This is a genomic window from Nonomuraea sp. NPDC051191, from assembly GCF_044455665.1.
Classification (GTDB): domain Bacteria; phylum Actinomycetota; class Actinomycetes; order Streptosporangiales; family Streptosporangiaceae; genus Nonomuraea.
The window spans coordinates 594,190-613,939 of sequence record NZ_JBITEZ010000001.1 but is presented as its reverse complement, the minus strand read 5'-3'; the positions used below and the strand labels follow the sequence as shown (position 1 = coordinate 613,939).

The window sequence follows — 19,750 nt, the reverse complement described above, 5'->3', positions numbered from 1 at the left end:
CAGCGGTAGTGGATCACCTCGTCCATCGGGTCACTTCCTGTCGCGAGCGGTGGTGAGGTAGATGCGCCAGTGATGCGGGCGGGTGCGGTCGGGGTAGGCGCGTGAGACGCCGATGACGGTGAAGTGCAGGCGTAGGCGGAACAGGGCGTCGACGATCTCGGCTCGGGTGCCGTCGATGCGGATGCGCATGGGCGAGTCCTCTTCTAGTCAGGTGGCGGGCGTGGGGTCGGGTTGGATGCAGCCGCGGTAGCTGGCTTCGGCGGCGTGGCGGGCGCGGGCGGCGGCCAGGATGGCGACGGCGCGGTACTCCACCGGGCCGAACAGGCGCGAGGTGGCGTAGTGGCCGTACGGCGAGTCCTCGTAGTCGATGTCCGAGCCGACGAGGGCGGCGATCTGGTCGATCTCGGCGCGCTGATCGGCGTCGCTGGCCTGGTCGGTGAAGTGGTGGACGGTGACGCTGGAGGAGACGGGTACGTCGGGATGGGCTTCCAAGAAGGCGGCCAGGTCGAGCAGGCCGTTGATGAGGGCGGTGCGGCGGTCGTGGGTCATGGGTCGGTTCTCCTTTCAGACGGTGGGCAGGGTGCGCAGCAAGTCGGAGGCGAGTTGGTTGGACACGCCCAGGTGGGCGCGTAGGGCGTCTCGGGTGATGGGCTTGCCGTGTCGGGTGTGGTGTTCGTCGGCTACACGGCGGGCGTAGTCGATCAGGGCGGGCGCGAGGTCGCTGTCCCGCTCGTCGTCCTCGTCCTGGGTGTGGGACGGGACGAGTTCCGGAGCCGAGGACGACGCCAGGACGGGCGAGGACGCCAAGGCGGTGGGCGGTTCGGGACGGGTGGCGCGGCGTTCCAGCATCGAGACGGCGATGAGGAAGGCGGCGGCCGGAGTCGCGGCGGTGATCCAGCCCCAGACGGTTGGGTCGGCTTGGGCGAGGTTGGCGGCCAGGGACAGGACGATCCCGCCGGTCAGGACGAGGACGGGCCACGAGAGCCGACCCCGCCGGCGGTTGCCGGTCCTCTTGTCGCGTTGGCGTTCGCGGGCGGCCATCACGCAGGTCAGGTCGATGCAGACGGCGACCGCCCAGGACATCCAGCCGGTCTGGCCGTGCTCGGTGGCGGTGTCGCGGATGTGGGTGAACGATCCGGCGCCCGCGATGACGGCCAGGACGAGGATCGGGCCGGTGTCGAGCAGCCAGCAGGCGAAGCGTCGCATCGTTCCTCCCTTCATGAGTTCAGGCGTTGATGGGTTCGGGCAGGTGGGCGGTGACCTCGTCCCAGGCAGGGGTGAGGTGGGCGTGAGCACGGGCGGCCTGTTCGGCGGTCTGCTCGGTGACGTAGTAGGAGCGGGCGCGGTACCACTGGCCGTCTTGACCGGCGACGATGGCGACGCCCGGCGTTTCGGCGGGGATGGCACGAGCTGAGGCGAGGGCGGCGGGGTCGAGGTCGCCGAGCGTCATGGTGGCGGTCTCGGGGTCGTTGACGCGGTGGCAGATCCGTCCGGAACACTGGGCGCGGAGAGCGGTGACGCCGGGGCCGAGGTCAGAGCCGATGCGCTGGCCGCAGCAGAACAGGTAGATGCCGAATGCCCGTCCGAGCTGAGCGACCCGCAGTAGCGCGGTCGAGGTTTTGGCGATCTCGTCCTTCTCGGACTTGTCGGCCATCAGGTACAGCTCGGCCAGCTCGTCGACCAGGGCCACGACCGGGACGGGCCGCACACCGGGCGGAAGCTGCCAGACGTTGCGGGCGCCGGCCTGGCGGCACAGTCCCATGCGATCGACCATCAGGCCGACCAGGTCATCCAGCAGCCCACCGGACTCGGCGCGCGACGTGGCCAGCGCTGACAGACGCGGCCTGTAGGGCGTGAACTCCACCCCGCCTTTCAGGTCGAAGCCGACCAGGGCCACGGGTTGCGGAGACAGCCCGACGATCAGAGCGTTGGCGAGGTTCGACTTGCCGGACTGTGTCGCGCCCGCGTTCAGCCAGTGCGGCACGGTGCGGAAGTCGATGGTCCAGGGCTTGCCCGTCTCCAGCCGTCCCACCGTGACCTTGAGCAGTTCCGGTGAGGGCGGCAGCTCGTCGACCTTGACCAGCGGGTCGCGCATGGTGGCCATGAGGACGACGCGGCCGGGACCGGGTGAGGAGACGCGGATGGCGTGGACGCCCCAGGAGTGGGCCAGGCGTTCGGCGACGTCGGCGTAATCGCCGGGCGTCTGGCCCTCCAGGGTGTGCAGGGTGACGCGCCAGCCGTGCCGGGTAGGCAGCGGCAGCCACATGAACGGCTTGGTGTCCACGGCGATGCGCTGCCACCTGCGCCGGACGCGGACGACGCCGGTCGAGGCGACCAGGCCGGGGACGGTGGTGAACCAGAAGCGCTGCCGCTTCTTGGTCAGCCCGCAGCCGAGGGCCACCCGTCGCCACGAGGCTCGTACCGACAGGCCGACGAGCGGGAAGCCGAGCACGAGCCAGAAGGACGGGTAGTGGTAGCGGCGCCAGGCCCACAGCCCGGCCGCGACGGCGGCCAGGACTGCGAGCATGTACGGCGCGTCACGCATCGGCGGTCTCCCTGGCGGGGAGCAGTGCCGAGGCGCGGTAGGCGATGCCCCATCGGCCGGCGATCTCCCAGACGTAGCCGAGCAGTCCGACGGCGTTGACCTGGTCGCCGACGCTGATGGGCGGTTCGCCGGTGATGCCGATCTTGACGAGTTCGATCCGGCCGAACTCGTCCTCGACGGAGACGGTGACCTCGTAGACGGTGTTGCCGTTCTTGTCAGTCTTGATCTCGCCGGTGTCCCTGTTGAGCACTCGCGGACGCGGTGCCTTGACGCAGGTGATGGCGAGCTTGCCGACATCCACAGGAATCGGGATGGAACGCATGGGCTTGTGACCTCCTCTTTCGTCGTTCACCAACATAGTTAACCTAGTTGGCTTGGTTGTCAACGTCCTCTCGGTTGGCTTGGTCGATGTTTCGTGGTGTGATGGACGGCGATGGTCAAGAACACCGGGCGCCCCGGCTACCTCCAGATCGCCGACGATCTCCGCGCGCAGATCAACGGCGGCTCTCTCGCGCCCGGCGCCCCGCTGCCGTCCACCGCGCAACTCGCCGAGCAGTACGACGCCTCGCTGAGCGTGGTGAAGATGGCCGTCGGCATCCTGCGCAACGAGGGCCTGGTGATCGGCCAGCAGGGCAAAGGCGTGTTCGTCCGGGACGCGGAGGAGCGCCCCGCCGGCGACGAGCAGGCCGACGTGGCCGAGCTGCGCGCCGCCGTGCGGGACTTGTCGGTACGCCTCGCGAAGGTCGAGGAGCAGTTGGCTACGTCCACGTCACGCCGTCCCGGACGTAGCAGCCGGTGACCTTCCGGGCCAGTGAGGCCGAGGCCCCGCCAGGCTGCCGGCGCAGGCTCAGGGCCTTGTCCTGGCGGCGGATGCCGACCAGGACCATGACGTAGCCGACGAGCAGGGTCGTGCTCAACAGGGCGGCGATGATCAGCGGAAGCCAGCTCACGTCCAGCTCACCCCCATCGCGAACGTGCCGCGGGGGCCGCGCGGGGGACGCCTGGTCTCCGTCCGTCGCCGGTTGCGCCGGTTCCGGGCCCGCTCCTTACGCGCCCACCGGCTTCGCGCCAGGCACTTGGAGCACTGGGTCTGCCCCTCGGTCAGAGCGTTGCCGCAGTCGCACGAGGGCGTCTCGGCGGGGATGGTGATCTCGGTGTTCATGGGTGCATCTCCTCCTTCGGTCGCTGCCGTTGTGGCGTTGTGCAACCGAGGATGCGACGCAGAGTCAGGACGAGATCACTACACGACGGGACATGTTCAAGACGTCCGGCCTACGATGTCCAGGTCCCCGGACGTCCTTGGGAGCAGGTGAGATGGCGAACGAACGGCTACGCGCTGCGCTGTTGCAGAAGGGCGTGAGCGTCGCGGACCTGGCCGAGGCGATCGAGGTCGATCCCAAGACAGTGGAGCGGTGGATCACCAAGGGGCGAGAGCCATACCGTAAGCACCGGTTTGCCACAGCTTCGTACCTGGGTGTGGACGAGACGTACCTGTGGCCGCAGGCCCTCTCGCGGGAACAGGTGGTCGCCGCGTCCGAGAGCGAGGTCCTGGCCATCTATCCACACCGCTGGGCCGTACCGCGGGACGCTTGGGGACGTCTGTTCACCGCCGCGTCCCAGGACATCGGCGTCCTGGTCTACAGCGGCTTGTTCCTCGCCGACGACGCCGCGATGGTCCGCCTGCTGGGGGAGAAGGCGCAGGCGGGCGTGCGGGTCCGTGTCCTGCTCGGCGACCCTGGCTGCGCCGAAGTCGCCCAGCGGGGAGAGGACGAGGGCGTCGGCGACAGCATGGCCGCGCAGATCCGTAGCGCACTGATCTTCTACCGGCCGCTCCTTCCCCTGGAGAACTTTGAGCTCCGGCTTCATCAGACGATCCTGTACAACTCGATCTACCAGGCTGACGGCGACTACCTGGTCAACATGCACGTTTACGGCACCCGCGCCGGGAACGCACCTGTACTGCATCTGCGAAGGGTGGCCGGCGGCGAGATGGTGACCACCTACGCCGACAGCTTCGAGAAGGTATGGGCACAAGCGACCCCGGTGGAGTCCTGACCATGGCCAAGCGGATCGACTTCTACGACGACCCCGACGCGCCCGAGCCGAACAGCCTGGTTCCGTCCGTCAACGTCATCGTCACCAACGCGGCCGGGGACGTCCTGATAATCCGCCGCAGCGACAACGACAACTGGGCCGTGCCCGGCGGCGCGATCGACCTCGGCGAGTCCATCCCCGCAGCGGCCATCCGCGAGACGTATGAGGAGACCGGCATTACCTGCGAGATCACCGGCCTGGTCGGCACCTACAGCGACCCCCGGCACGTGATCCTCTACACCTCGAACGGTGAGGCCCGACAGGAGTTCTCCATCGTCCTGACCGGCCGCACGGTCGAGGGTGAGCCGACTCCGAGCGAGGAGTCCCGAGAGGTCCGCTGGGTGCCTCGAAGTGAGATCACGTCCCTGCCGATGGACCGGTCGATGCGCATGCGGATCGAGCACTACCTAACCGGCGTCGGCCTGCCGCACATCGGATAGCGCGGCCTCCACCGACCGCACCGAGGACACGATGCAGGGGGTGGCGTCCGTGATCGACCGGCTGACCACATGCTCAGGGCCGTACCGCGAATGGATCTCGGCCAGCCGGTCGGTGACGTCCACATGCCGGCCGTCCGGGCCGGTCGTCATGTCGCAGTAGGTAAGCGCCCTGGCCAAGTCCGGTGCTTCCTGGTCGAACTCCTTGGCCAACACGTCGAACAGGTCACGCTGCCGAGCCTCGTTGTCCGCGCACGAGTGATAGGCCACCAGGCGGCACAGCCGCCCATCCGCCCCGGCGACGTCGCGCAGGTAGCGAGCGCCGTCAAGCTGATGCATGCCCGTGTCAACCAGGTCCGAGGCGTACCCGATGTCGTGCAGCAGCGCAGCGGCAATCAAGGTGTCCGCCTCTTCCCCCAGGAGCGGCGTCAGGGACGCAGCTCGCTCAGCGACTCCCTGAGTATGCGCCCAGCGGAGAGGCAAAGTCGTCTCCAGTAGCTCTTTGGCCAGGCCATAGGCCCAATCGACATGCTCCACGCTGTTCACCTTAGACAGACCGCATATGGGCCGATCCAGGGCCAGATACGGACGTCCCAGGACGTCTCATCCGCAAACGAATCGGCCCCGCCCATGCTCGACCACGACCAACCCTTCGCGCTCCAGAAGGTCGAGCGCCCGCCGCACCGTTTCCCGCGAAGCCTCATACCGCTGCCGCAGCTCCTTCTCGCTCGGCAACACAGCCCCCGCGGCGAGGGCCCCGCTCTCGATCTGAGCGCGCAGCTCAGAGGCGATCACCTGATATCGGTACGCAGTGTCCGCCCGCGGCCCCGGCACCACGCGGCCTTTCGAGGGAACCGTGACAATGACCCCTTCCTGCTCCAGGATGGCCAGGCCACGCCTGAGCGTGTTCCTAGCCACCCGGAACTCCGCGCACAACTCAGCCTCGGACGGCAGCGAACCGCCCGCCGGGTATCGGCCGGCAACGATCCGCGCCCGAAGCCGCTCCGCGATCTGGGCGTAGACAGCACCGCCCGTCAGCCACGGAGATTCGTCCACAGCCATGCCGTCAGGCACGCCGATACGCATCAGAGATCAGACCCAGATCGATGCGCAGCTCGGCCTGCTCACCCGTGCGCCAGCCGTTCCGGGCGACTTGCTCAACCCGGTCGATGGCGGCCTCCAGATTGAGGCAACTGGTCCGCTCGTCGGGCTGATCACCCCAATAGAACCAGTAGAACGGGACGTTGACGTAGACCTTGCGGATCCGAGAGCGACGATCCTGGACGCTCAACTCAGGACGCCCATCCTCAGCCGCCTTCAAGACGGCCGCGATCCCCCGAGGTCGTAGCCCGTTCCCCAGCTCCGTCAGCAGACGCTGCTGATAAGCGAGGCTCTGTGCTCGGCCGCTTTGCATGTGTTCCGTCCCTTCGGTGGCTCTTCCGGCCCCACGAGCATCGGCCAGGCATCAGGAACCTCTACACCGCAACTAGGGGACGTCTAGGGACGTCCCATGTTAACGTCGCAGGCAACGACGGTTCCCTCACAGGAGCGGGGGCCCCATGAACGACCATTTGCGCAACGCGATGCTCACAGCCCGCATCACCCCGACAGATGTCGCGGCAGCCCTCACCGTGGACCCCAAGACCGTCCACCGCTGGCTCCAGGGCCGCATCCCCTACCCACGCCACCGCTGGGCCATCGCCGACCTCCTCCAGGTCCACGAAGCCGACCTGTGGCCGCAGGTAGCCCAACAACACCTCGCCCTCGCCGGCGACGTACGCGCCATCTACCCCCACCGCTGGGCCGTCCACCAGAGCGTCTGGCACACCCTCTTCCAAGGCGCAACCGAGGAGATCGACATCCTCACCTACAGCGGCCTGTTCCTCCCGGAAGACGGCAAAATCCTCGACATCCTCACCGTCCGTGCCCGAGCAGGCGTCAAGATCCGAATCCTCCTCGGCGACCCCGAAAGCCCCCAGGTCGCCAGACGCGGCACCGACGAGGGCATTGGCCCCGCAGTCATGGCCGCCCGCATCAAGAACGCCCTAACCCTCTACCGCCGGCTACACGACGTCCCCAACGTAGAGATCCGCCTCCACCGAACCGTCCTCTACAACTCCATCTTCCGCGCAGACAACGAACTCCTGGTCAACCTCCACGCCTACGCCACCCCAGCCGCCGAAGCCCCCGTCATGTACCTCCACCACAAGGAGGAGCAGGGCGCAGCCGCGGTCTACCTCACCAGCTTCGTACGCATCTGGGCAGCTGCTGCGCCCCACGACAACGAGACCTGACCAGATACTGGACCGCCCTGAAAGCAACTTCTCTACACGTCATTAAAGGCGACCCGCCTTCGGCGTCTCGCCGCGCGTCGGGCGGTCGCTGGCCGCGCTGCGGCTCTTCGGCCGGTCGCGGCCAGCACCACCCACGCGCCATCAGCAGTACGGCGAACAGCTTGAACGGCGAAAGGCGCATCACGGCCAAGCCCCCAACCGTCTGGACCTGATCTCTCAGCACCAGGCCGCTGAGGACGCCGCAGCCTCAAGCTTGCCGAGTTGTACTCGTAGGAGATCAAGGCGGCGGCGCGGCGCGCCGCCGCACGGCCCTCCGCCCACCCGCCGTCCGGGCGTGCGGCCTGGAGGCCGGTCCCGGCCAGCGGCGGGACACCGGGCCGCCCGACGTACACCGGCCTCGCCACACTCATCTGACCCACCGCACGGGGCCGCACCGCCCCGAACACTCATCGCTCGTCACCAGGGCGCCACCCCCGTGCCGTTCTCAGCTGCGAGCTATGTCTCGTCCGGCATCTCTGCCAAGTCAGATGCCAAAGAGCCGAGCAGTTTCCGCGGTTTTCTCCGCCACCACCAACCTTCCATGAGGACGATCCGGTGGTATCGAGAGATCGCCTCGCCGTCGTCATCAACGGTTGCCGCACGAAAGCGCTCGTCAAGTGGCTGTATTTCCGCATGCCAGGCTGCCCGCACCGGGTGCGTCAGCATCGGCCACGCCTCCGCGAGCCAGTTACGGCAATAGAGATCGTTGGTGTACTCGTCCACCATGTCGTCGTAGCCGCGCTCGACCTCGCCGACAAGCCATGCCCACTTGTCGGCCATCTCAGCCACCGTGAAAACCTTGCGCCATCCTTTGGCGTGCAAGATCTCACCTGCACGAGACATCGACGCGTAGTCCTCCCGCGAAAAACCCGTCTCATCAGCCATACACAGATCGTGCCCGGTCACGCCGAGATCCTGAAGGCAAACCCGCCTCCGGCAGGGGCGCTCCGGCTCCGGGATGATCACCACACCGGGTGTCTGGTCCGCAGAGGGTTGAGGTGGCGAGGAGGTTAAACGACCGCACCCGAACCGCCTTGGCGGCCCCGTAGTCGCTGCAGATAGGCCATGGACCTCGGTATGAGGTAGCAGATTATGGCCGCCAGCACCCACGCGATCCCCAGACCGATGCCAATCCATGAGATCACGAGCAGTGTCAGGAAGGATGCATTTGCTTCCGACGGCTCGACCGCCCTCGCACGCATCCACTTTTCCTGCACCCCCAACTGCATGAGGACGCTGGGAACGAGGACCACCAGCCCGATTCCCATCAACACCCGACTACATGCCCTAAAATCACTTGCTCCCCGTTCCGATCAAGAGTTGCATCAGAGTAACCGCCCCCAATACGTGCCCGATAATAAGGCGATCAACGGGGACTTACGCGGAGTAACGGCCCAAGCGTCTGACGGCCCAACCAGCAGCGCAGCAGCTCAGGACCATGGGCCGAAATCTCGGTCTCCATGCACGAGCGCTGGACACCATGGGATGTCATCCGGCCCCTGGTAGCGGTTGAGGCGCTGGGTGGTTGCCACACCTGAAAAGCGGAAGGTCGGCAGTTCGACCCCGCCCCTGACCACCAGCTTTGATCGGCAGGACCAACGGTCTGGGCGACGAACAGTTCAACAGCCGGTTCGTGCGAAACGGCCACCATTCTTTCGGCGAACAGTACGGTCAGTGCTCATGCCTCCCCTCATCTATCGGCTCACGTACCGTCCTTGTTGAGCAAAGGTCTCGAACGGTGGCGGCCAACTCCGGCATCGTTCCGACGCTGCATCGCCGACCTCGTTCGGAAGGCTCGGGGTGAGCGTCGGTGTCGTCGCTCCGAAAGAGAATCGTTCGCATCCCCAGCGAGCGAGCCGGAGCAAGATTGACCGGCCGATCGTCGACGAACACCACTTCTTCTGGCGAGGTGTCCAGCGCATCAAGCACCGCCATGTAGGCAGCGGCGTCTGGTTTGCGGGCCTGGAGATCAGAGCTGATGAACCACTGTTGGACATAGCTCTCCAGGCCGAAACGCCGACGCACGAGTTGAGACCAGACCGCTGTGTCGTTGCTCAGGCAGGCAAATTCAAGATTATCTTTCGCGAGTTCCGCGAGAGCCTCCAGGGCACCTTCAGTGAGCTGGTGCTGCTGACAGTAGTCTGCGTCACGGCCTTCCGCCGGTAGCTCGACAACCGACCAGAACTGGTCCGTTGTCATGCTTCCAAGCGTGGCTGAACGGTAGGCGGCACGGATCTCCTGCTCGGATCGCCGGCATCCGTGAGCACGCAAGTATGGGATCAGAACACGGCCTTGAACGTTCCCATGCCGATATAGAACACTCATCGCATCGAAGACGATCACCTTCGGCTGAGACATCACTCCATGATGCCCGACAGCGTCGCCCAGGGAATCCTTGGCAGCCAGGATGTCCCGTCGTTGTTTGCTTCAGATGGGCTGAAGCCGTGACGATCGCCCACTTCGCTTCTCACCGTGCATGGCTGGGGCGATCGGCTGCCGCGGACCGACTCCGTCGGTCCTTGCCATCGGGACTCGTGGGATCCGTGACGGCAACGCTGACGGCAACGTCGGCCACCACGCACACACTACGGGCACCGTCGACCACCCTCATCCCCCGGGTCTTCGATGGGCAACTGGGCGACTGCTACACCTGAAAGCGTACGGTCACTCTCCTACATGTGAGCACACTAAGGCGACAACATGTGAAGAAGACGCGAAGGTTGCCGTGGCCGACGGGCCGGGTCCGGCACCACCCGAGGAACCGCAGACCTGCAGGTCGGCAGCCCGGGGGATCGCGAAAATCGTTTTCTGATCTGCCGTCGACGGGAATCCCGGCAATCCCAACCTTTCCTTCCGAGGGCTCATTCTCCGGCAACGACCAAACCAAGCCGAATTCGTCGTGAAGCCGACTCTGAAAAGGCTGGCGGAGTGCGTCCGGACGGCGCACCATGGACGTTGCCGCCGGTCCCCGAGGAGACGGCATGACAACATCATCAGAAGATCCCCGACTGGTCGTCATCCACCCGTCACAGCTTGCGGGCGTGATCCTTCCGGTGGGCCCCGGACGCCGCTCACTCGGCCGGGGGCACGCCGCCGATCTACGGCTCGACGACCCTCATCTCAGTTCCATCCACGCCGCGCTGAGCCAAGTGGGCGACCAGACCAGCGTCGAGGACTTGGGATCGCGCAACGGCACGTCGGTCAATGGCGAGCCGCTACGGCGGCCACGGATCCTGCACGACGGCGACGTGGTCCAGTTTGGCATGGTCCGCGCACGGTACGAGGTGCGCGGAAACACCGGCGTGATGCCGCCCGCCCGGCCCCCGCAGGAGCGGCCGGTCCGTTTTGACGTCGATCGGCAGACGGGCGGCCAGATCAACAACGTGGGCCGCGACCAGTACAACCACTACGTCCATCAGCGGGAGAGTTTTCTACGGGAGGTTGCGGCGGCCCGTACCCGGGCGCGCCAGTTGATCTACTTGAGCCTAGTCATGTGGTTCGGCGGAGGCGTGGTCGCCGGCTTGAACTTCTTCGGCACTTTCAACAGCATCGACCCAAGCGGGTCGAGACCCAATCTCTTGCCGAGCGACTTCTTCGGCCCGGTCTTCTTGACCGCGATGGTCGTCGGCGTGGTGGGCAGCATGCTCTTCTGGATCGCGTTGATCATGCAGCTCGTCGCCGCCGCCCGTGGCAGGAAAGTGGACACCGACCCCCGGCACGCCTGGAACGCTCCGGTCCAGCGCGGACGAGTTGGAGGATGGAATTGACGTTCAACATCGGCAACCAGCAGGCCGTCAACATCAACAACGTGGCCGGCGACCAGACCATCCAGGGCGGCCAGCAGGGCACGTTCCTCGCGGGGGAGCCCAGTGAGTGGGCCGCATCGCTGGTGACCCGGCTCCATGCTCTCAGCCTGCCGTCCGAAGCGGCCGAGGCAGAGGCCGTACAGACCGAACTGAACCGCGCGCGACCCGATCACCAGAGCATCGCCACCCGCCTGACCAGGCTGACCGAGGCCCTGTCCTCGGCGGGAGCGCTAGCCGCGGCGGGAGAGTCCTTGCGTGGGCCGCTGATGGCTCTGGCGGGCTGGCTGGGGGCGCTCGGAGCCCCCATCATGCACATGCTCACAGGCTAAGCTCGGCGGGACACTGCTCCCTGGAGGCTGCGAATAATTTGGATCGATCGAGGCACACGGTCAGGACATGACCACCAAGCCGATCACGTCGTCACCGACGTATTGGACGCGATCAATATGCTGCGGGACGCCGTGAACTGTCGCCCTATCAATCCGCCGAGCTTGCTAACGCTGGTGCTAACAACAACCCTGGACCACCGTAGACGGGCATCGAGATTCCAGAGCAAGGCGCCCGCTCTGAACAGGCGCTTATGACAATCGTGGATGGCTGTGGACAGCCCTGACCTTGCTACGGATCAGAAGGTTGGGGTTTCGAGTACCTCCGGCCGCACAGCAGGTCAAAGGCCCTCCGGGATCATCCCGGAGGGCCTTTTTCGTGGGCGTACAGCAGCGCTGTACAGCAACGTGGGCTCGCGCAATCGGTCTTCCAGAGGCACCGCGCGAAGACGACGAATCCCGTAGCGCCCTCGCGCTACTTGACGATCTCCAACGCCAGTCGGAGCTTCTGCCTGACCCAGGCCACCAGCGCGCCCATGCACCCGCTGTCGGCCAGATCAACATGATCTTCTCGTACCGACCATGCAGGTGCTCCAACCCGGCCCCAGCATCCGCCTCTGGGCATACCCGCGATCAGCTTGTTCAAGGACACTCGGCAGGCTGCGCGATCATGTGGGCATGGTTCTCTCTGCCCCCTCCGAACGTCTCCCCACAGAGCCAGGCTTGATCAAACTGTGGTTTCAGTTCGTGCCCCGGGAAGGTTGGCTTCCCTACGACACCGAAGGACTTTGGGCCATGCCCTTAACCGAGGACACCGCCCGTGTGGCGAACGTCCCATTTCTGCAGGACGGGGTCGCCGAAGGCGACGTGGTGCGCTTCATCACCAATGATGACGGTCGCCACTGGGCCTGTGAGCGGGTGGAAGCGTCGGGCAATTGCACGATCCGGGTTTTGCCGTCACCCAATGGACCGCTGGGGCGAAGCGCGCAGGCCGTGTACGAGCAGTTGGCACCGTTCGGCCTGGGCGGGGAATCCTTCAGCTCGGAGCTTCCCCTGGTCGCTTTCACTGTGCCGGCGGGCGCAGGGCTCGGGCAGATGAAGACGCTGTTGACGCGTGGCCAAAGGGATGGCTGGTGGCACTTCGAGGAGGCCTGCATCACCGACGCCTGGCGAAGCGCTTAACGATGGGTTCGTTTCACGGGCCGCGGAAGGTGCCAGCCTTGCTCAGGCACCGCCGAGGCCCTCCCGAAGACGGTGAACCCAGTCTGCGGGGAAGACCTGCTCAAGCCGCTCTTTGCTGATCTCCAGCATCCCTTCCTGCGCCAGAGGAAGAAGAGCGCCGTCCTGGACGGCCTTGTGATCCTCAGGGGCCGGGCAGATCAGAACGGCGAGGATCCGGCACGTCCGTTGGAGCTCCTCGATCCCGGCCGTATGGATCATGCTCTTGATGGGCTCCCACGCTGTCCGCACAGCGAGACCCACCAGAGCATTGAGGAGGGCTCCGCGTCCCTCGTTCTGCCGGGACTGCATAATGACCGTCGTCACGTACTCCGGAATTCGGTTCAGAGATTTCGAGAGCTTCTCAATGGCCTCGGCCATGGCAATGAGGAGATCGCACCAGAAGTGATTGGTGAGCTGCCTTCTCGCTTCTCTCGGCTCGCCCCCACCGAAGCTCTTATCGAGCTCCTGAACCACAGGGCCAGCAAGGGCATCTCCGATTTCTTGGATAAGGTCGATGGCGTCGGGGTTTTTGGATAGCCAGTCAACGAGGTCGACCGTGGCACTATCGGTGGCGGCTGCCTTTCGCTCCTTGGAGGGCTTTCGTCGCCCCATGGGAGGCCGACTTGCGGCCCAGGCCGCGTCGCTAGTGTCTCTCGCCGCTTCACGAGCCGCGGTCGAGGGGTCGCGGGCCAGCGAGAGAGCGTGCGTCCAGCCGTGCTGTGCCCCGCCGCACGCAGAACAGCCACAGTGATGTCCCTTGGCCCGCCCGCAATTCACAGGGTGCGTCATTCGCCCTCCGCTACGTCTGGCAGGAGATGACCTGGCGCCTCACTGGAAGCACTCATCCCTTTGAACCACGTGCAACGAGAAACGAAATGACCAACGCAGCTAGTGCTGCATATCCCCTGGGCTATGAGACAACCCCATGAACACACTTAGGCCCTTTGGGGATACCCCACGAGGACCTAAGTCTGGTACCGAGAGATCAGTTATGACTCGCTTGAGCGGTCGAGGCTCTGATTGAGCCTGTCTAGCGCCTTGCGGGTTTCGGGACTGGGAATCTGGGTGTAGACGTCCGTGGTCATCGAGATCTGCGAGTGGCGCAGGATGCGCATCGCCACACGCGGGTGGACGTCCAGGGCGGCCAGAAGCGAGGCGCACGTGTGCCGGGTGTCATGCACACGGATGCGCGGGACGCCCGCTCGGCGGCAGTGGTTCTCGAAGGCCCTGTTGAAGTTGCGCGGCTCGATCGGCGTGCCGCGTGAACGTCAGGTCCGAGGTCTTCCATGCGTCCCCGGCCATCTTGCGGGCCTCCTCCTGGACGCGCCGACGGTGCCTGAGTGCGGAGACGCACAGGCCGAAGAGCGGCAGCGAAGCCGTCGAGTCCTCTGTCTTGGTGGTGAGCTGGTGGGAGATCCAGACCTGTTAGCCGACGAGATCCACACACGTGAGACCAAGGAACGTAGCCTGCCCAGCCGTTCTTGTACGGGTGATCGAGCCTTCGTTGTTGGCCCGGGTACGACGGCCCGTACGCGGACGCTTGGGCTCCTCCGGGGAGGCGAGCGCGGTCATGGCGGGCATCAGACTGCCTCCTCACAGAGTCGGGTGACGTAGTCGTTCAGGGCGGCTTGAGGAATGCGGCGGCAGCGGACGCCTACGATGACCGAGCCCAGTTCGCCGGAGCGGATGAGGTTGTAGAGGGTCCACCGGCTGACCTGCAAAGTGGCCATGGCTTGCGGAACCGTGAGCAGTTCAGGCGTCATGCTGTTCCCCCAGGTTCGGCACGCGGTGACCTGTGATGGCGGCGCGGAGTTCGCCGAGGGTGGTGGAGTGGTGGCGGCTCTTGGTGGAGAAGTGACCGCGGAAGCCGAGCATGTGAGCCCATTGGATAAGCCGCAGGTCGGCGTTCTCGCCAAGGCGCATGCAGGCGGCGATCAGCCGGCGGGCGTGGTCGCGAACGGGTAGGGCGTCGAGATTGTCGAGGGGTTGGATGCGGCGATCCAGCGTCCCTACACATTCGGCGGCCTTGATGGCGTACTTGGCGATGTAGGCGGCGACGGCCTGCCCCCTCAACAGCCGCATCACCGGCGACACCTGGTGGGAAGCTATCCACGGCACCTTAAAGGCGCTGGTCCGGCTGTCGTTCGACGAGGATGGGCCCGAACAGCTTCGGTCCTAGACTCGGGTCATGGACAGGACTGACCGCGCCAGCCGGCTGATCGCGGCACCACCGGCGACTGTCTATGGCGCCCTCCTCGACCGGGAGGCCCTCGAAGCCTGGTTGCCGCCGGACGGCATGCGCGGGCGGATCGAGCGGTGGGATCCCCGGCCTGGTGGCGGGTTCCGGATGGTCCTCACGTACCTCGACCCCACCGACAGCCCCGGCAAGACATCAGACGCGACGGACGTCGTCGACGTCGGGTTCGCCGAACTGGTTCCACCGGAGCGCGTGGTGCAGCGGGCGGTGTTCGAGGCCGAGGACCCGTCGTACGCGGGCACCATGACGATGACCTGGCACCTAACTGCTGTCGGCGAAGGGACCGAGGTATCTGTCACCGCCACGGACGTACCACCAGGCATCAACCAAGCCGTGCACGAGGCCGGGATCGCCTCCTCGCTGGCCAACCTGGCGTCATACGTCGAAGAGGCCGGCTGAGTCAGGTCGGCTTGGGACCGAGGGGCCAGCCCCAGCCTGACCAGCATCGCCAGCACGAGAGAAGTCAACAACACAGCAGGTCAGACGGAGTGCCTTACGGCCGGATGAGAACTTTCCCTACGGTTTTAAGGCGAGCCGCCTTCGGCGTCTCGCCGCGCGTCGGGCGCTCGCTGGCCGCGCTGCGGCTCTTCAGCCAGTCGCGGCCAGCACCGCCCACGCGCTTTCGTTCACCAGGCGGTAGACCTTATGGGCTGGAAAACTCTTCGCCGATGTTGTTGTGGTGGCAGCTGTGACGATCGCTCACTTTGACGCGAGCCGTAGCCGGTCGGGGCGATCGACTGCCGCGCCGCTTCCGGTCCTCGGCCGTAGCCGGCCTGCGGTCCGGGTCGGCTTGCCACCGAGCGGTCGGGGTCGGCTTCGGCCTAGCTGCCGGTAGATGGCGACGGCCTCCTGCTCCACGGTTGCCGCCTCGGCATGGCGGTGCAGCCTCTTCAGCGGCCAGCTGAGGTTGTGCAGCGATACAGCTCACAGCCGGGCGCGGGCTGGACAGGACGCCCCGGTTTATGCGAGGTCATCGGCTGCGGTGTTGAGGCGGGTGATCTCCGCTTCGTCCAGCGTGACGGCTGGTGCTGCCAGGAGCTCTTCGAACTGCGCACGGGAGGTGGCGGAGGCCAACGGTGCCGTGACGGCCGGTTGGTGCATCAGCCAGGCCAGAGCGATCGTGGCGGCCTGAGCGTGATGGTCGTGGGCGATCGCGTTGATGGTGTCGAGCAGGTGGAGGCCCTCGGGCGTGAGCAGAGGTCGCACGCCGGCTCCCCTGGCTCGGTCCTCGGTGTCAGCCTCGGTGCGGTACTTGCCCGACAGGAATCCGCCACCGAGGGCCCGGTAAGGAAGTACCGCAAGACCGGCCTCGCTCGCAAGCGTGGCGAACTCCCCCTCGAACGGCTGGCGATGAACCAGGCTGTAGTGCGGTTGGAGCGCGACCGGTGCGGCGAAGCCGCCGCTGCCGGCGGTGTCGATCCACTCACGGACGGCGTCGGCGGTGAAGTTCGAGAGTCCGATGGCCCGGATCTTGCCGGCCTGGACCAGAGCGTCGAACCCTGCCACGCTCTCCTCGATCGGCGTCTGGTCGTCCTGGTGGTGCGCGAAGTACAGGTCGATGTAGTCGGTGCCCAGTCGACGCAGCGACTCTTCGACAGCAGCGGCCACGGTGGTCGCGGACAGTCCCTCGAAACGCGGGTGGTTGCCGCCCTTCGTCGACACCACCATCTGGTCGCGGTTCTTCCGGTCACGCATCCAGGCTCCAATGATGGCCTCCGATGCTCCGTCGGAGTAGGTGTCGGCGGTGTCGACCAGCGCACCTCCGGCTTCGGCGAACGCATCAAGGACCCGATGGGATGCAGCGGCGCCGCGATCACATTTTCGCTCGCGCAAGAGTTCGTACTGCTCGTGGTGATGGCGCGGAGCGTCCGGCGGTCGAGCGACCACTCTGCCGCCCACCGCCCACGTGGACCGCTCCGATGAGCGGATCACCGCCCAGGATGTCCTGCAAGACCAGCGCCGTCATGCCGCACTGATCGCGGGCTGGGTTCCGGGGAGAACACTCCTCCCGGCTGTCGGGGTAGCAGATGTCGGCGCCGCACGCTGCTCGGAAGTATGGACGAAGCTCAAGTGCCATGCCGGCCGAACTCCTCAGGCGGTGGGCCACTGACCCCTTGGGATTGATCATCCAAGGGCCGCCAAATTGGCAGGAGCCGCAGGGGCGACCGGTCGTTCGTGAACTGCGACCCTGATGACGGCGAAGACGAGTAACCGGGCCTGGCGCTGGCTGGGGTGTTGGTCAGTTGCCTGGACGGCGGTGGCTGATCGACGGCGGCGATGCGGGCGGCGTACACCCGGTGCGCCTTGCGGACGGGCGGTCCGGCGGCGTGGTCGGCCAGGGCGGCGCTCTGTTGTGGTGCGGCGCCGGCCTTTGATGGCCTTGCGTGCGGCTACGCCACCGGCGAGGTTGGGCCCTCACGCCACGAGCCGTTCGACGCCCGCCAACCCCTGGTCAGGATTTTCGCGATCGATCTGGTCCAAGAGCTCGTCCGCGCTGGGCGCGATCAAAGAGGTGGAGGCGCAGTCGCCGCGAAACTGTCGTGCTGTCGGATTGCTGACGACCGGCGTCCCGGAAAATTCTGCAAGAAGTCCGGGAGGCGGTGTCGGATCGGGGCGGTGGCGTTCGTAGCAAGGGTGAGGCCGCCCGCAAGGGGGCGGCTCCGAGGCAAGGAACCGCGATATGAGGCTGACGACCATGACCCAGGTCACCATCGATGGCGTGATGCAGGGAAACGGCGCCGCGTCGGATGACCGCAGGAACGGATTCGAGCGCGGCGGATGGGCCCGGGGGAAGGGTGACGACGAGACCAGGACGTTCATCACGCAGGCATTTCAGCGCGCCGAGGCGTTCCTGTTCGGCCGGCGCACTTATGAGCTGTTCGCCGGCTCTTGGGGGGCAATCGACCAGATGCGTGCACATCCCATCGGCGTGGCCTTGCACGAGGCCCCCAAGTACGTTGCCTCGACCACGCTCACCGCCCCGCGTTGGCAGGACACGACCGTTCTCCGCGGTGACCCTCGCGGCGGCCATCAGTGAGCTGAAGGCCAAGCCCGGGGGTGAGCTGCAGGTGCACGGCAGTGGCATCCTGATCCAGTGGCTGCTGGAGAACGACCTGGTGGACGAGATGACGCTGATCACCGTCCCGGTGGTCGTCGGCCAGGGCGCGCGCCTGTTCCCGGAGACCGGTCCGGACCTTGCGCTCGACCTGGTCGAGTCGCGGGTCGACTCCAAGGGTGTGTCGATCCAGGTCTTCCGGCCGGCCGGGCGCCCGCGGTATGCGACGGCCTGAAGTCCCTGGCCGGCGGACCACGCTGTCGTGACATCACAGGAGTTGATCTACAGATGCGGTACCTGGTTTCCGTGATCGAATGACAAGAGCGATCCCGGCAGCACGGACAGGCGGCCCGCCATCAGCGCGTTCAACGAACGGCTGATCGCCGAGGGCTACTGGGTCTTCTCGGGCTGACTCGCGGACACCGACGCGGCCACGGTCATCGACAACCGGGGCGAGCAGGCGGTGTTCAGCGACGGGCCTTTCGTGGAGTCGAAGGAGTACCTCGCCGGCGTCTGGGTGTGGGAGGCCCCTGATCTGGATGTGGCGCTCAAGCTCGCCGGCGAGGCGTCGAAGGTCTGCGATCGGAAGATCGAGGTGCGGCCGTTCCTGTGAGCGACGTCGGGGAGGCGATCACCCGGGCCCACCATGAGGAGTGGGCGCGGCGTACCGCCCAACCCCGGCGCCTGGCTGACCACCACAGCCAACCGCAAGGCCAGGCTGTCGTCACTGACCGTTCTGATGCGGGTGATTTACAGGGTTGGCTGTGTGCGGCGGAACAAGGCGTCGGCTGATCCCCGCTCGGACACGCTCAAATCGTTCCACTGCTGCAAGGCTGATTCTCGCTCATAGCCTCCGGGGAGGGGCAAGACCGACTCGGGGACAGACCATGCCAGGTACGACCACGTTGCATGGTGTGAGAATCACTGAGACGTACGCAGCTCAGGTTGGGCGAGCGGCCTATCTGTGGGGCTGGCCGCTGGTGAACCTACGTAACCGACGCGTGTTCATGGAGCAGCTCCCGGGGCCGGGTCTCCTGGCGGGCATCGTGCCGGCGGGCCCGCCCGGTACGATCGGCATGCTGTACGACTACATCCGCCCCGAGGAGCGGATGGTCGCCTGCCCGAACCAGGACGTCGCCTACGGTTTCGGCGTCCTGGACGCCGAGCGCGGTCCCTCGGTGGTGCAGGTGCCCGACTTCGGTGGCCGGTTCTGGGTCTACCAGGCGGTCGACCAGCGAACGGACTCCTTCGTGGAGCTCGGTGCGATGTACGACACCAAACCCGGCCACTACCTGCTCGCGCCCACCTCCTGGAGTGGCCAGGTACCCGGCGGCATCGCCGGGGTATTCCGCTTCGACACCCGGACCGCGGTCGTGATCCCGCGCGTGTTCCTCGACGACACCGATCAGGACCGAGCGGCGGTGCAACCGCTGGTGAACCAGATCAGCGTGTACCCGCTCGCGGAGTTCGACGGCACGATGAAGGTGGTCGACTGGAGCAAGGCTCCCTCCTTCGGCCAGGCAGGCTCGACAGGTGGCGGGCAGGAGACCCAGTGGGTGGACCCGGCCGCGTTCTTCGAGGTCTTCGGGGAGGTCCTCGACGAGGTGCCGCCCCTGCCGGGCGAGCAGGCGATGTATGACTGGTTCCGCTCCGTGCTCCAGACGGACGCCGACGCC

28 protein-coding genes and 1 pseudogene are annotated in these 19,750 nt (G+C 66.3%); 12 read left to right on the top strand and 17 right to left on the bottom strand.

Going from position 1 to position 19,750, the window contains the following annotated elements:
- Window positions 1–30 precede the first annotated feature (30 nt).
- From ACIA8R_RS02965 to ACIA8R_RS02945, 5 genes are read right to left on the bottom strand one after another with little or no spacing between them, the layout of a single operon-like run.
- Window positions 31–189 (bottom strand): hypothetical protein, encoded by a 159-nt coding sequence (locus ACIA8R_RS02965; RefSeq protein WP_357994540.1) that lies wholly within the window; start codon window positions 187–189, stop codon window positions 31–33.
- A gap of 18 nt (window positions 190–207) precedes the next feature.
- Window positions 208–549 (bottom strand): hypothetical protein, encoded by a 342-nt coding sequence (locus ACIA8R_RS02960; protein ID WP_397036193.1) that lies wholly within the window; start codon window positions 547–549, stop codon window positions 208–210.
- A 15-nt stretch (window positions 550–564) separates the two neighbouring features.
- Entirely contained in the window at window positions 565–1,206 is a 642-nt protein-coding gene (locus ACIA8R_RS02955; protein WP_397036191.1) for a DUF2637 domain-containing protein, read from the bottom strand.
- Between the two features lie 19 nt (window positions 1,207–1,225).
- Window positions 1,226–2,545 (bottom strand): FtsK/SpoIIIE domain-containing protein, encoded by a 1,320-nt coding sequence (locus ACIA8R_RS02950; protein ID WP_397036189.1) that lies wholly within the window; start codon window positions 2,543–2,545, stop codon window positions 1,226–1,228.
- Complete coding sequence (locus tag ACIA8R_RS02945; protein WP_397036187.1) at window positions 2,538–2,867, bottom strand: hypothetical protein; 330 nt, start codon at window positions 2,865–2,867, stop codon at window positions 2,538–2,540. The genes ACIA8R_RS02950 and ACIA8R_RS02945 overlap by 8 nt, the downstream gene beginning before the upstream one ends.
- Before the next feature lie 111 nt (window positions 2,868–2,978).
- Here ACIA8R_RS02945 and ACIA8R_RS02940 point away from each other — a divergent pair, with 111 nt between their 5' ends.
- Window positions 2,979–3,344 (top strand): GntR family transcriptional regulator, encoded by a 366-nt coding sequence (locus ACIA8R_RS02940; RefSeq protein ID WP_397036185.1) that lies wholly within the window; start codon window positions 2,979–2,981, stop codon window positions 3,342–3,344.
- On the opposite strand, the gene ACIA8R_RS02935 is transcribed toward ACIA8R_RS02940, so the two are convergent.
- Together ACIA8R_RS02935 and ACIA8R_RS02930 are read right to left on the bottom strand one after the other, a co-directional pair.
- Window positions 3,304–3,495 (bottom strand): hypothetical protein, encoded by a 192-nt coding sequence (locus ACIA8R_RS02935; protein WP_397036183.1) that lies wholly within the window; start codon window positions 3,493–3,495, stop codon window positions 3,304–3,306. The two genes, ACIA8R_RS02940 and ACIA8R_RS02935, sit on opposite strands and share 41 nt — an antisense overlap.
- Window positions 3,492–3,707: a hypothetical protein gene (locus tag ACIA8R_RS02930; protein WP_397036181.1), complete on the bottom strand. Its 216-nt coding sequence runs from the start codon at window positions 3,705–3,707 to the stop codon at window positions 3,492–3,494. The genes ACIA8R_RS02935 and ACIA8R_RS02930 overlap by 4 nt, the downstream gene beginning before the upstream one ends.
- A gap of 152 nt (window positions 3,708–3,859) precedes the next feature.
- Here ACIA8R_RS02930 and ACIA8R_RS02925 point away from each other — a divergent pair, with 152 nt between their 5' ends.
- Window positions 3,860–4,600 carry a helix-turn-helix domain-containing protein gene (locus ACIA8R_RS02925; protein WP_397036179.1) on the top strand — a complete coding sequence of 247 codons (741 nt, stop codon included), beginning with the start codon at window positions 3,860–3,862 and terminating at the stop codon, window positions 4,598–4,600.
- A gap of 2 nt (window positions 4,601–4,602) precedes the next feature.
- Window positions 4,603–5,079 carry an NUDIX hydrolase gene (locus ACIA8R_RS02920; RefSeq protein ID WP_397036177.1) on the top strand — a complete coding sequence of 159 codons (477 nt, stop codon included), beginning with the start codon at window positions 4,603–4,605 and terminating at the stop codon, window positions 5,077–5,079.
- Here the strand turns inward: ACIA8R_RS02920 and ACIA8R_RS02915 are convergent.
- The 3 genes from ACIA8R_RS02915 to ACIA8R_RS02905 form a co-directional block, all read right to left on the bottom strand.
- A complete protein-coding gene (locus ACIA8R_RS02915) occupies window positions 5,047–5,613 on the bottom strand; it encodes an HD domain-containing protein (protein WP_397036175.1) in 567 nt (188 codons plus the stop codon). The genes ACIA8R_RS02920 and ACIA8R_RS02915 overlap by 33 nt on opposite strands.
- Window positions 5,614–5,679: 66 nt before the next feature.
- Entirely contained in the window at window positions 5,680–6,162 is a 483-nt protein-coding gene (locus ACIA8R_RS02910) for a GntR family transcriptional regulator (protein WP_397036173.1), read from the bottom strand.
- A complete protein-coding gene (locus tag ACIA8R_RS02905; protein WP_397036171.1) occupies window positions 6,143–6,490 on the bottom strand; it encodes a hypothetical protein in 348 nt (115 codons plus the stop codon). The genes ACIA8R_RS02910 and ACIA8R_RS02905 overlap by 20 nt, the downstream gene beginning before the upstream one ends.
- 145 nt (window positions 6,491–6,635) lie before the next feature.
- Here ACIA8R_RS02905 and ACIA8R_RS02900 point away from each other — a divergent pair, with 145 nt between their 5' ends.
- Window positions 6,636–7,370 carry an XRE family transcriptional regulator gene (locus ACIA8R_RS02900; protein WP_397036169.1) on the top strand — a complete coding sequence of 245 codons (735 nt, stop codon included), beginning with the start codon at window positions 6,636–6,638 and terminating at the stop codon, window positions 7,368–7,370.
- A gap of 495 nt (window positions 7,371–7,865) precedes the next feature.
- On the opposite strand, the gene ACIA8R_RS02895 is transcribed toward ACIA8R_RS02900, so the two are convergent.
- Both ACIA8R_RS02895 and ACIA8R_RS02890 read right to left on the bottom strand, forming a co-directional pair.
- Window positions 7,866–8,294 carry a hypothetical protein gene (locus ACIA8R_RS02895; protein ID WP_397036167.1) on the bottom strand — a complete coding sequence of 143 codons (429 nt, stop codon included), beginning with the start codon at window positions 8,292–8,294 and terminating at the stop codon, window positions 7,866–7,868.
- A 786-nt stretch (window positions 8,295–9,080) separates the two neighbouring features.
- A complete protein-coding gene (locus tag ACIA8R_RS02890) occupies window positions 9,081–9,767 on the bottom strand; it encodes an HAD family hydrolase (RefSeq protein WP_397036165.1) in 687 nt (228 codons plus the stop codon).
- 623 nt (window positions 9,768–10,390) lie between these two features.
- Here ACIA8R_RS02890 and ACIA8R_RS02885 point away from each other — a divergent pair.
- The 3 genes from ACIA8R_RS02885 to ACIA8R_RS02875 all read left to right on the top strand — a co-directional run bounded on the left by ACIA8R_RS02885 (window position 10,391) and on the right by ACIA8R_RS02875 (window position 12,723).
- The gene (locus ACIA8R_RS02885) at window positions 10,391–11,176 is read left to right on the top strand and encodes an FHA domain-containing protein (protein WP_397036163.1); all 786 of its coding nucleotides are present in this window, start codon (window positions 10,391–10,393) and stop codon (window positions 11,174–11,176) included.
- Window positions 11,167–11,544 carry a hypothetical protein gene (locus ACIA8R_RS02880; RefSeq protein WP_397036161.1) on the top strand — a complete coding sequence of 126 codons (378 nt, stop codon included), beginning with the start codon at window positions 11,167–11,169 and terminating at the stop codon, window positions 11,542–11,544. Before ACIA8R_RS02885 ends, ACIA8R_RS02880 begins: the two co-directional genes overlap by 10 nt.
- 720 nt (window positions 11,545–12,264) lie before the next feature.
- A complete protein-coding gene (locus tag ACIA8R_RS02875; RefSeq protein ID WP_397036159.1) occupies window positions 12,265–12,723 on the top strand; it encodes a DUF4265 domain-containing protein in 459 nt (152 codons plus the stop codon).
- A 42-nt stretch (window positions 12,724–12,765) separates the two neighbouring features.
- Here ACIA8R_RS02875 and ACIA8R_RS02870 read toward each other — a convergent pair whose 3' ends face one another.
- The 4 genes from ACIA8R_RS02870 to ACIA8R_RS02855 all read right to left on the bottom strand — a co-directional run bounded on the left by ACIA8R_RS02870 (window position 12,766) and on the right by ACIA8R_RS02855 (window position 14,844).
- On the bottom strand, window positions 12,766–13,374 hold the full coding sequence (locus ACIA8R_RS02870) for a hypothetical protein (RefSeq protein WP_397036157.1): 609 nt from the start codon (window positions 13,372–13,374) through the stop codon (window positions 12,766–12,768).
- Between the two features lie 377 nt (window positions 13,375–13,751).
- Window positions 13,752–14,012 (bottom strand): tyrosine-type recombinase/integrase, encoded by a 261-nt coding sequence (locus tag ACIA8R_RS02865; RefSeq protein WP_397036533.1) that lies wholly within the window; start codon window positions 14,010–14,012, stop codon window positions 13,752–13,754.
- Window positions 14,013–14,342: 330 nt separating this feature from the next.
- Window positions 14,343–14,525: a helix-turn-helix domain-containing protein gene (locus ACIA8R_RS02860; protein WP_364083158.1), complete on the bottom strand. Its 183-nt coding sequence runs from the start codon at window positions 14,523–14,525 to the stop codon at window positions 14,343–14,345.
- Window positions 14,515–14,844 carry a replication initiator gene (locus ACIA8R_RS02855; protein WP_397036531.1) on the bottom strand — a complete coding sequence of 110 codons (330 nt, stop codon included), beginning with the start codon at window positions 14,842–14,844 and terminating at the stop codon, window positions 14,515–14,517. Before ACIA8R_RS02855 ends, ACIA8R_RS02860 begins: the two co-directional genes overlap by 11 nt.
- Window positions 14,845–14,950: 106 nt before the next feature.
- Here ACIA8R_RS02855 and ACIA8R_RS02850 point away from each other — a divergent pair, with 106 nt between their 5' ends.
- Complete coding sequence (locus ACIA8R_RS02850; RefSeq protein WP_364083228.1) at window positions 14,951–15,418, top strand: SRPBCC family protein; 468 nt, start codon at window positions 14,951–14,953, stop codon at window positions 15,416–15,418.
- Between the two features lie 561 nt (window positions 15,419–15,979).
- Here ACIA8R_RS02850 and ACIA8R_RS02845 read toward each other — a convergent pair.
- Complete coding sequence (locus tag ACIA8R_RS02845; RefSeq protein WP_397036155.1) at window positions 15,980–16,852, bottom strand: aldo/keto reductase; 873 nt, start codon at window positions 16,850–16,852, stop codon at window positions 15,980–15,982.
- Between the two features lie 847 nt (window positions 16,853–17,699).
- Between ACIA8R_RS02845 and ACIA8R_RS02840 the strand changes: the two genes are divergently transcribed.
- The 4 genes and pseudogenes from ACIA8R_RS02840 to ACIA8R_RS02825 form a co-directional block, all read left to right on the top strand.
- Window positions 17,700–18,056 (top strand): dihydrofolate reductase family protein, encoded by a 357-nt coding sequence (locus ACIA8R_RS02840; RefSeq protein WP_397036153.1) that lies wholly within the window; start codon window positions 17,700–17,702, stop codon window positions 18,054–18,056.
- On the top strand, window positions 18,031–18,309 hold the full coding sequence (locus ACIA8R_RS02835) for a dihydrofolate reductase family protein (RefSeq protein ID WP_397036151.1): 279 nt from the start codon (window positions 18,031–18,033) through the stop codon (window positions 18,307–18,309). The genes ACIA8R_RS02840 and ACIA8R_RS02835 overlap by 26 nt, the downstream gene beginning before the upstream one ends.
- A gap of 249 nt (window positions 18,310–18,558) precedes the next feature.
- Window positions 18,559–18,687 carry a hypothetical protein gene (locus ACIA8R_RS02830; protein WP_397036149.1) on the top strand — a complete coding sequence of 43 codons (129 nt, stop codon included), beginning with the start codon at window positions 18,559–18,561 and terminating at the stop codon, window positions 18,685–18,687.
- 274 nt (window positions 18,688–18,961) lie between these two features.
- A pseudogene (locus ACIA8R_RS02825) lies at window positions 18,962–19,519 on the top strand (DUF1254 domain-containing protein); the annotation flags it as partial.
- Window positions 19,520–19,750: the final 231 nt, after the last annotated feature.

Excerpts from the sequence above, each read along its gene's own strand:
- ACIA8R_RS02890 (WP_397036165.1), bottom strand. The coding sequence starts at position 9,767 with ATGTCTCAGCCGAAGGTGATCGTCTTCGATGCGATGAGTGTTCTATAT.
- ACIA8R_RS02930 (WP_397036181.1), bottom strand. The coding sequence starts at position 3,707 with ATGAACACCGAGATCACCATCCCCGCCGAGACGCCCTCGTGCGACTGC.
- ACIA8R_RS02860 (WP_364083158.1), bottom strand. The coding sequence starts at position 14,525 with ATGACGCCTGAACTGCTCACGGTTCCGCAAGCCATGGCCACTTTGCAG.
- ACIA8R_RS02955 (WP_397036191.1), bottom strand. The coding sequence starts at position 1,206 with ATGCGACGCTTCGCCTGCTGGCTGCTCGACACCGGCCCGATCCTCGTC.
- ACIA8R_RS02880 (WP_397036161.1), top strand. The coding sequence starts at position 11,167 with ATGGAATTGACGTTCAACATCGGCAACCAGCAGGCCGTCAACATCAAC.
- ACIA8R_RS02910 (WP_397036173.1), bottom strand. The coding sequence starts at position 6,162 with ATGCGTATCGGCGTGCCTGACGGCATGGCTGTGGACGAATCTCCGTGG.
- ACIA8R_RS02850 (WP_364083228.1), top strand. The coding sequence starts at position 14,951 with ATGGACAGGACTGACCGCGCCAGCCGGCTGATCGCGGCACCACCGGCG.
- ACIA8R_RS02840 (WP_397036153.1), top strand. The coding sequence starts at position 17,700 with ATGAGGCTGACGACCATGACCCAGGTCACCATCGATGGCGTGATGCAG.
- ACIA8R_RS02900 (WP_397036169.1), top strand. The coding sequence starts at position 6,636 with ATGAACGACCATTTGCGCAACGCGATGCTCACAGCCCGCATCACCCCG.
- ACIA8R_RS02940 (WP_397036185.1), top strand. The coding sequence starts at position 2,979 with ATGGTCAAGAACACCGGGCGCCCCGGCTACCTCCAGATCGCCGACGAT.
- ACIA8R_RS02925 (WP_397036179.1), top strand. The coding sequence starts at position 3,860 with ATGGCGAACGAACGGCTACGCGCTGCGCTGTTGCAGAAGGGCGTGAGC.
- ACIA8R_RS02960 (WP_397036193.1), bottom strand. The coding sequence starts at position 549 with ATGACCCACGACCGCCGCACCGCCCTCATCAACGGCCTGCTCGACCTG.
- ACIA8R_RS02965 (WP_357994540.1), bottom strand. The coding sequence starts at position 189 with ATGCGCATCCGCATCGACGGCACCCGAGCCGAGATCGTCGACGCCCTG.
- ACIA8R_RS02870 (WP_397036157.1), bottom strand. The coding sequence starts at position 13,374 with ATGGGGCGACGAAAGCCCTCCAAGGAGCGAAAGGCAGCCGCCACCGAT.
- ACIA8R_RS02950 (WP_397036189.1), bottom strand. The coding sequence starts at position 2,545 with ATGCGTGACGCGCCGTACATGCTCGCAGTCCTGGCCGCCGTCGCGGCC.
- ACIA8R_RS02855 (WP_397036531.1), bottom strand. The coding sequence starts at position 14,844 with ATGCGGCTGTTGAGGGGGCAGGCCGTCGCCGCCTACATCGCCAAGTAC.
- ACIA8R_RS02905 (WP_397036171.1), bottom strand. The coding sequence starts at position 6,490 with ATGCAAAGCGGCCGAGCACAGAGCCTCGCTTATCAGCAGCGTCTGCTG.
- ACIA8R_RS02895 (WP_397036167.1), bottom strand. The coding sequence starts at position 8,294 with ATGGCTGATGAGACGGGTTTTTCGCGGGAGGACTACGCGTCGATGTCT.
- ACIA8R_RS02920 (WP_397036177.1), top strand. The coding sequence starts at position 4,603 with ATGGCCAAGCGGATCGACTTCTACGACGACCCCGACGCGCCCGAGCCG.
- ACIA8R_RS02885 (WP_397036163.1), top strand. The coding sequence starts at position 10,391 with ATGACAACATCATCAGAAGATCCCCGACTGGTCGTCATCCACCCGTCA.
- ACIA8R_RS02945 (WP_397036187.1), bottom strand. The coding sequence starts at position 2,867 with ATGCGTTCCATCCCGATTCCTGTGGATGTCGGCAAGCTCGCCATCACC.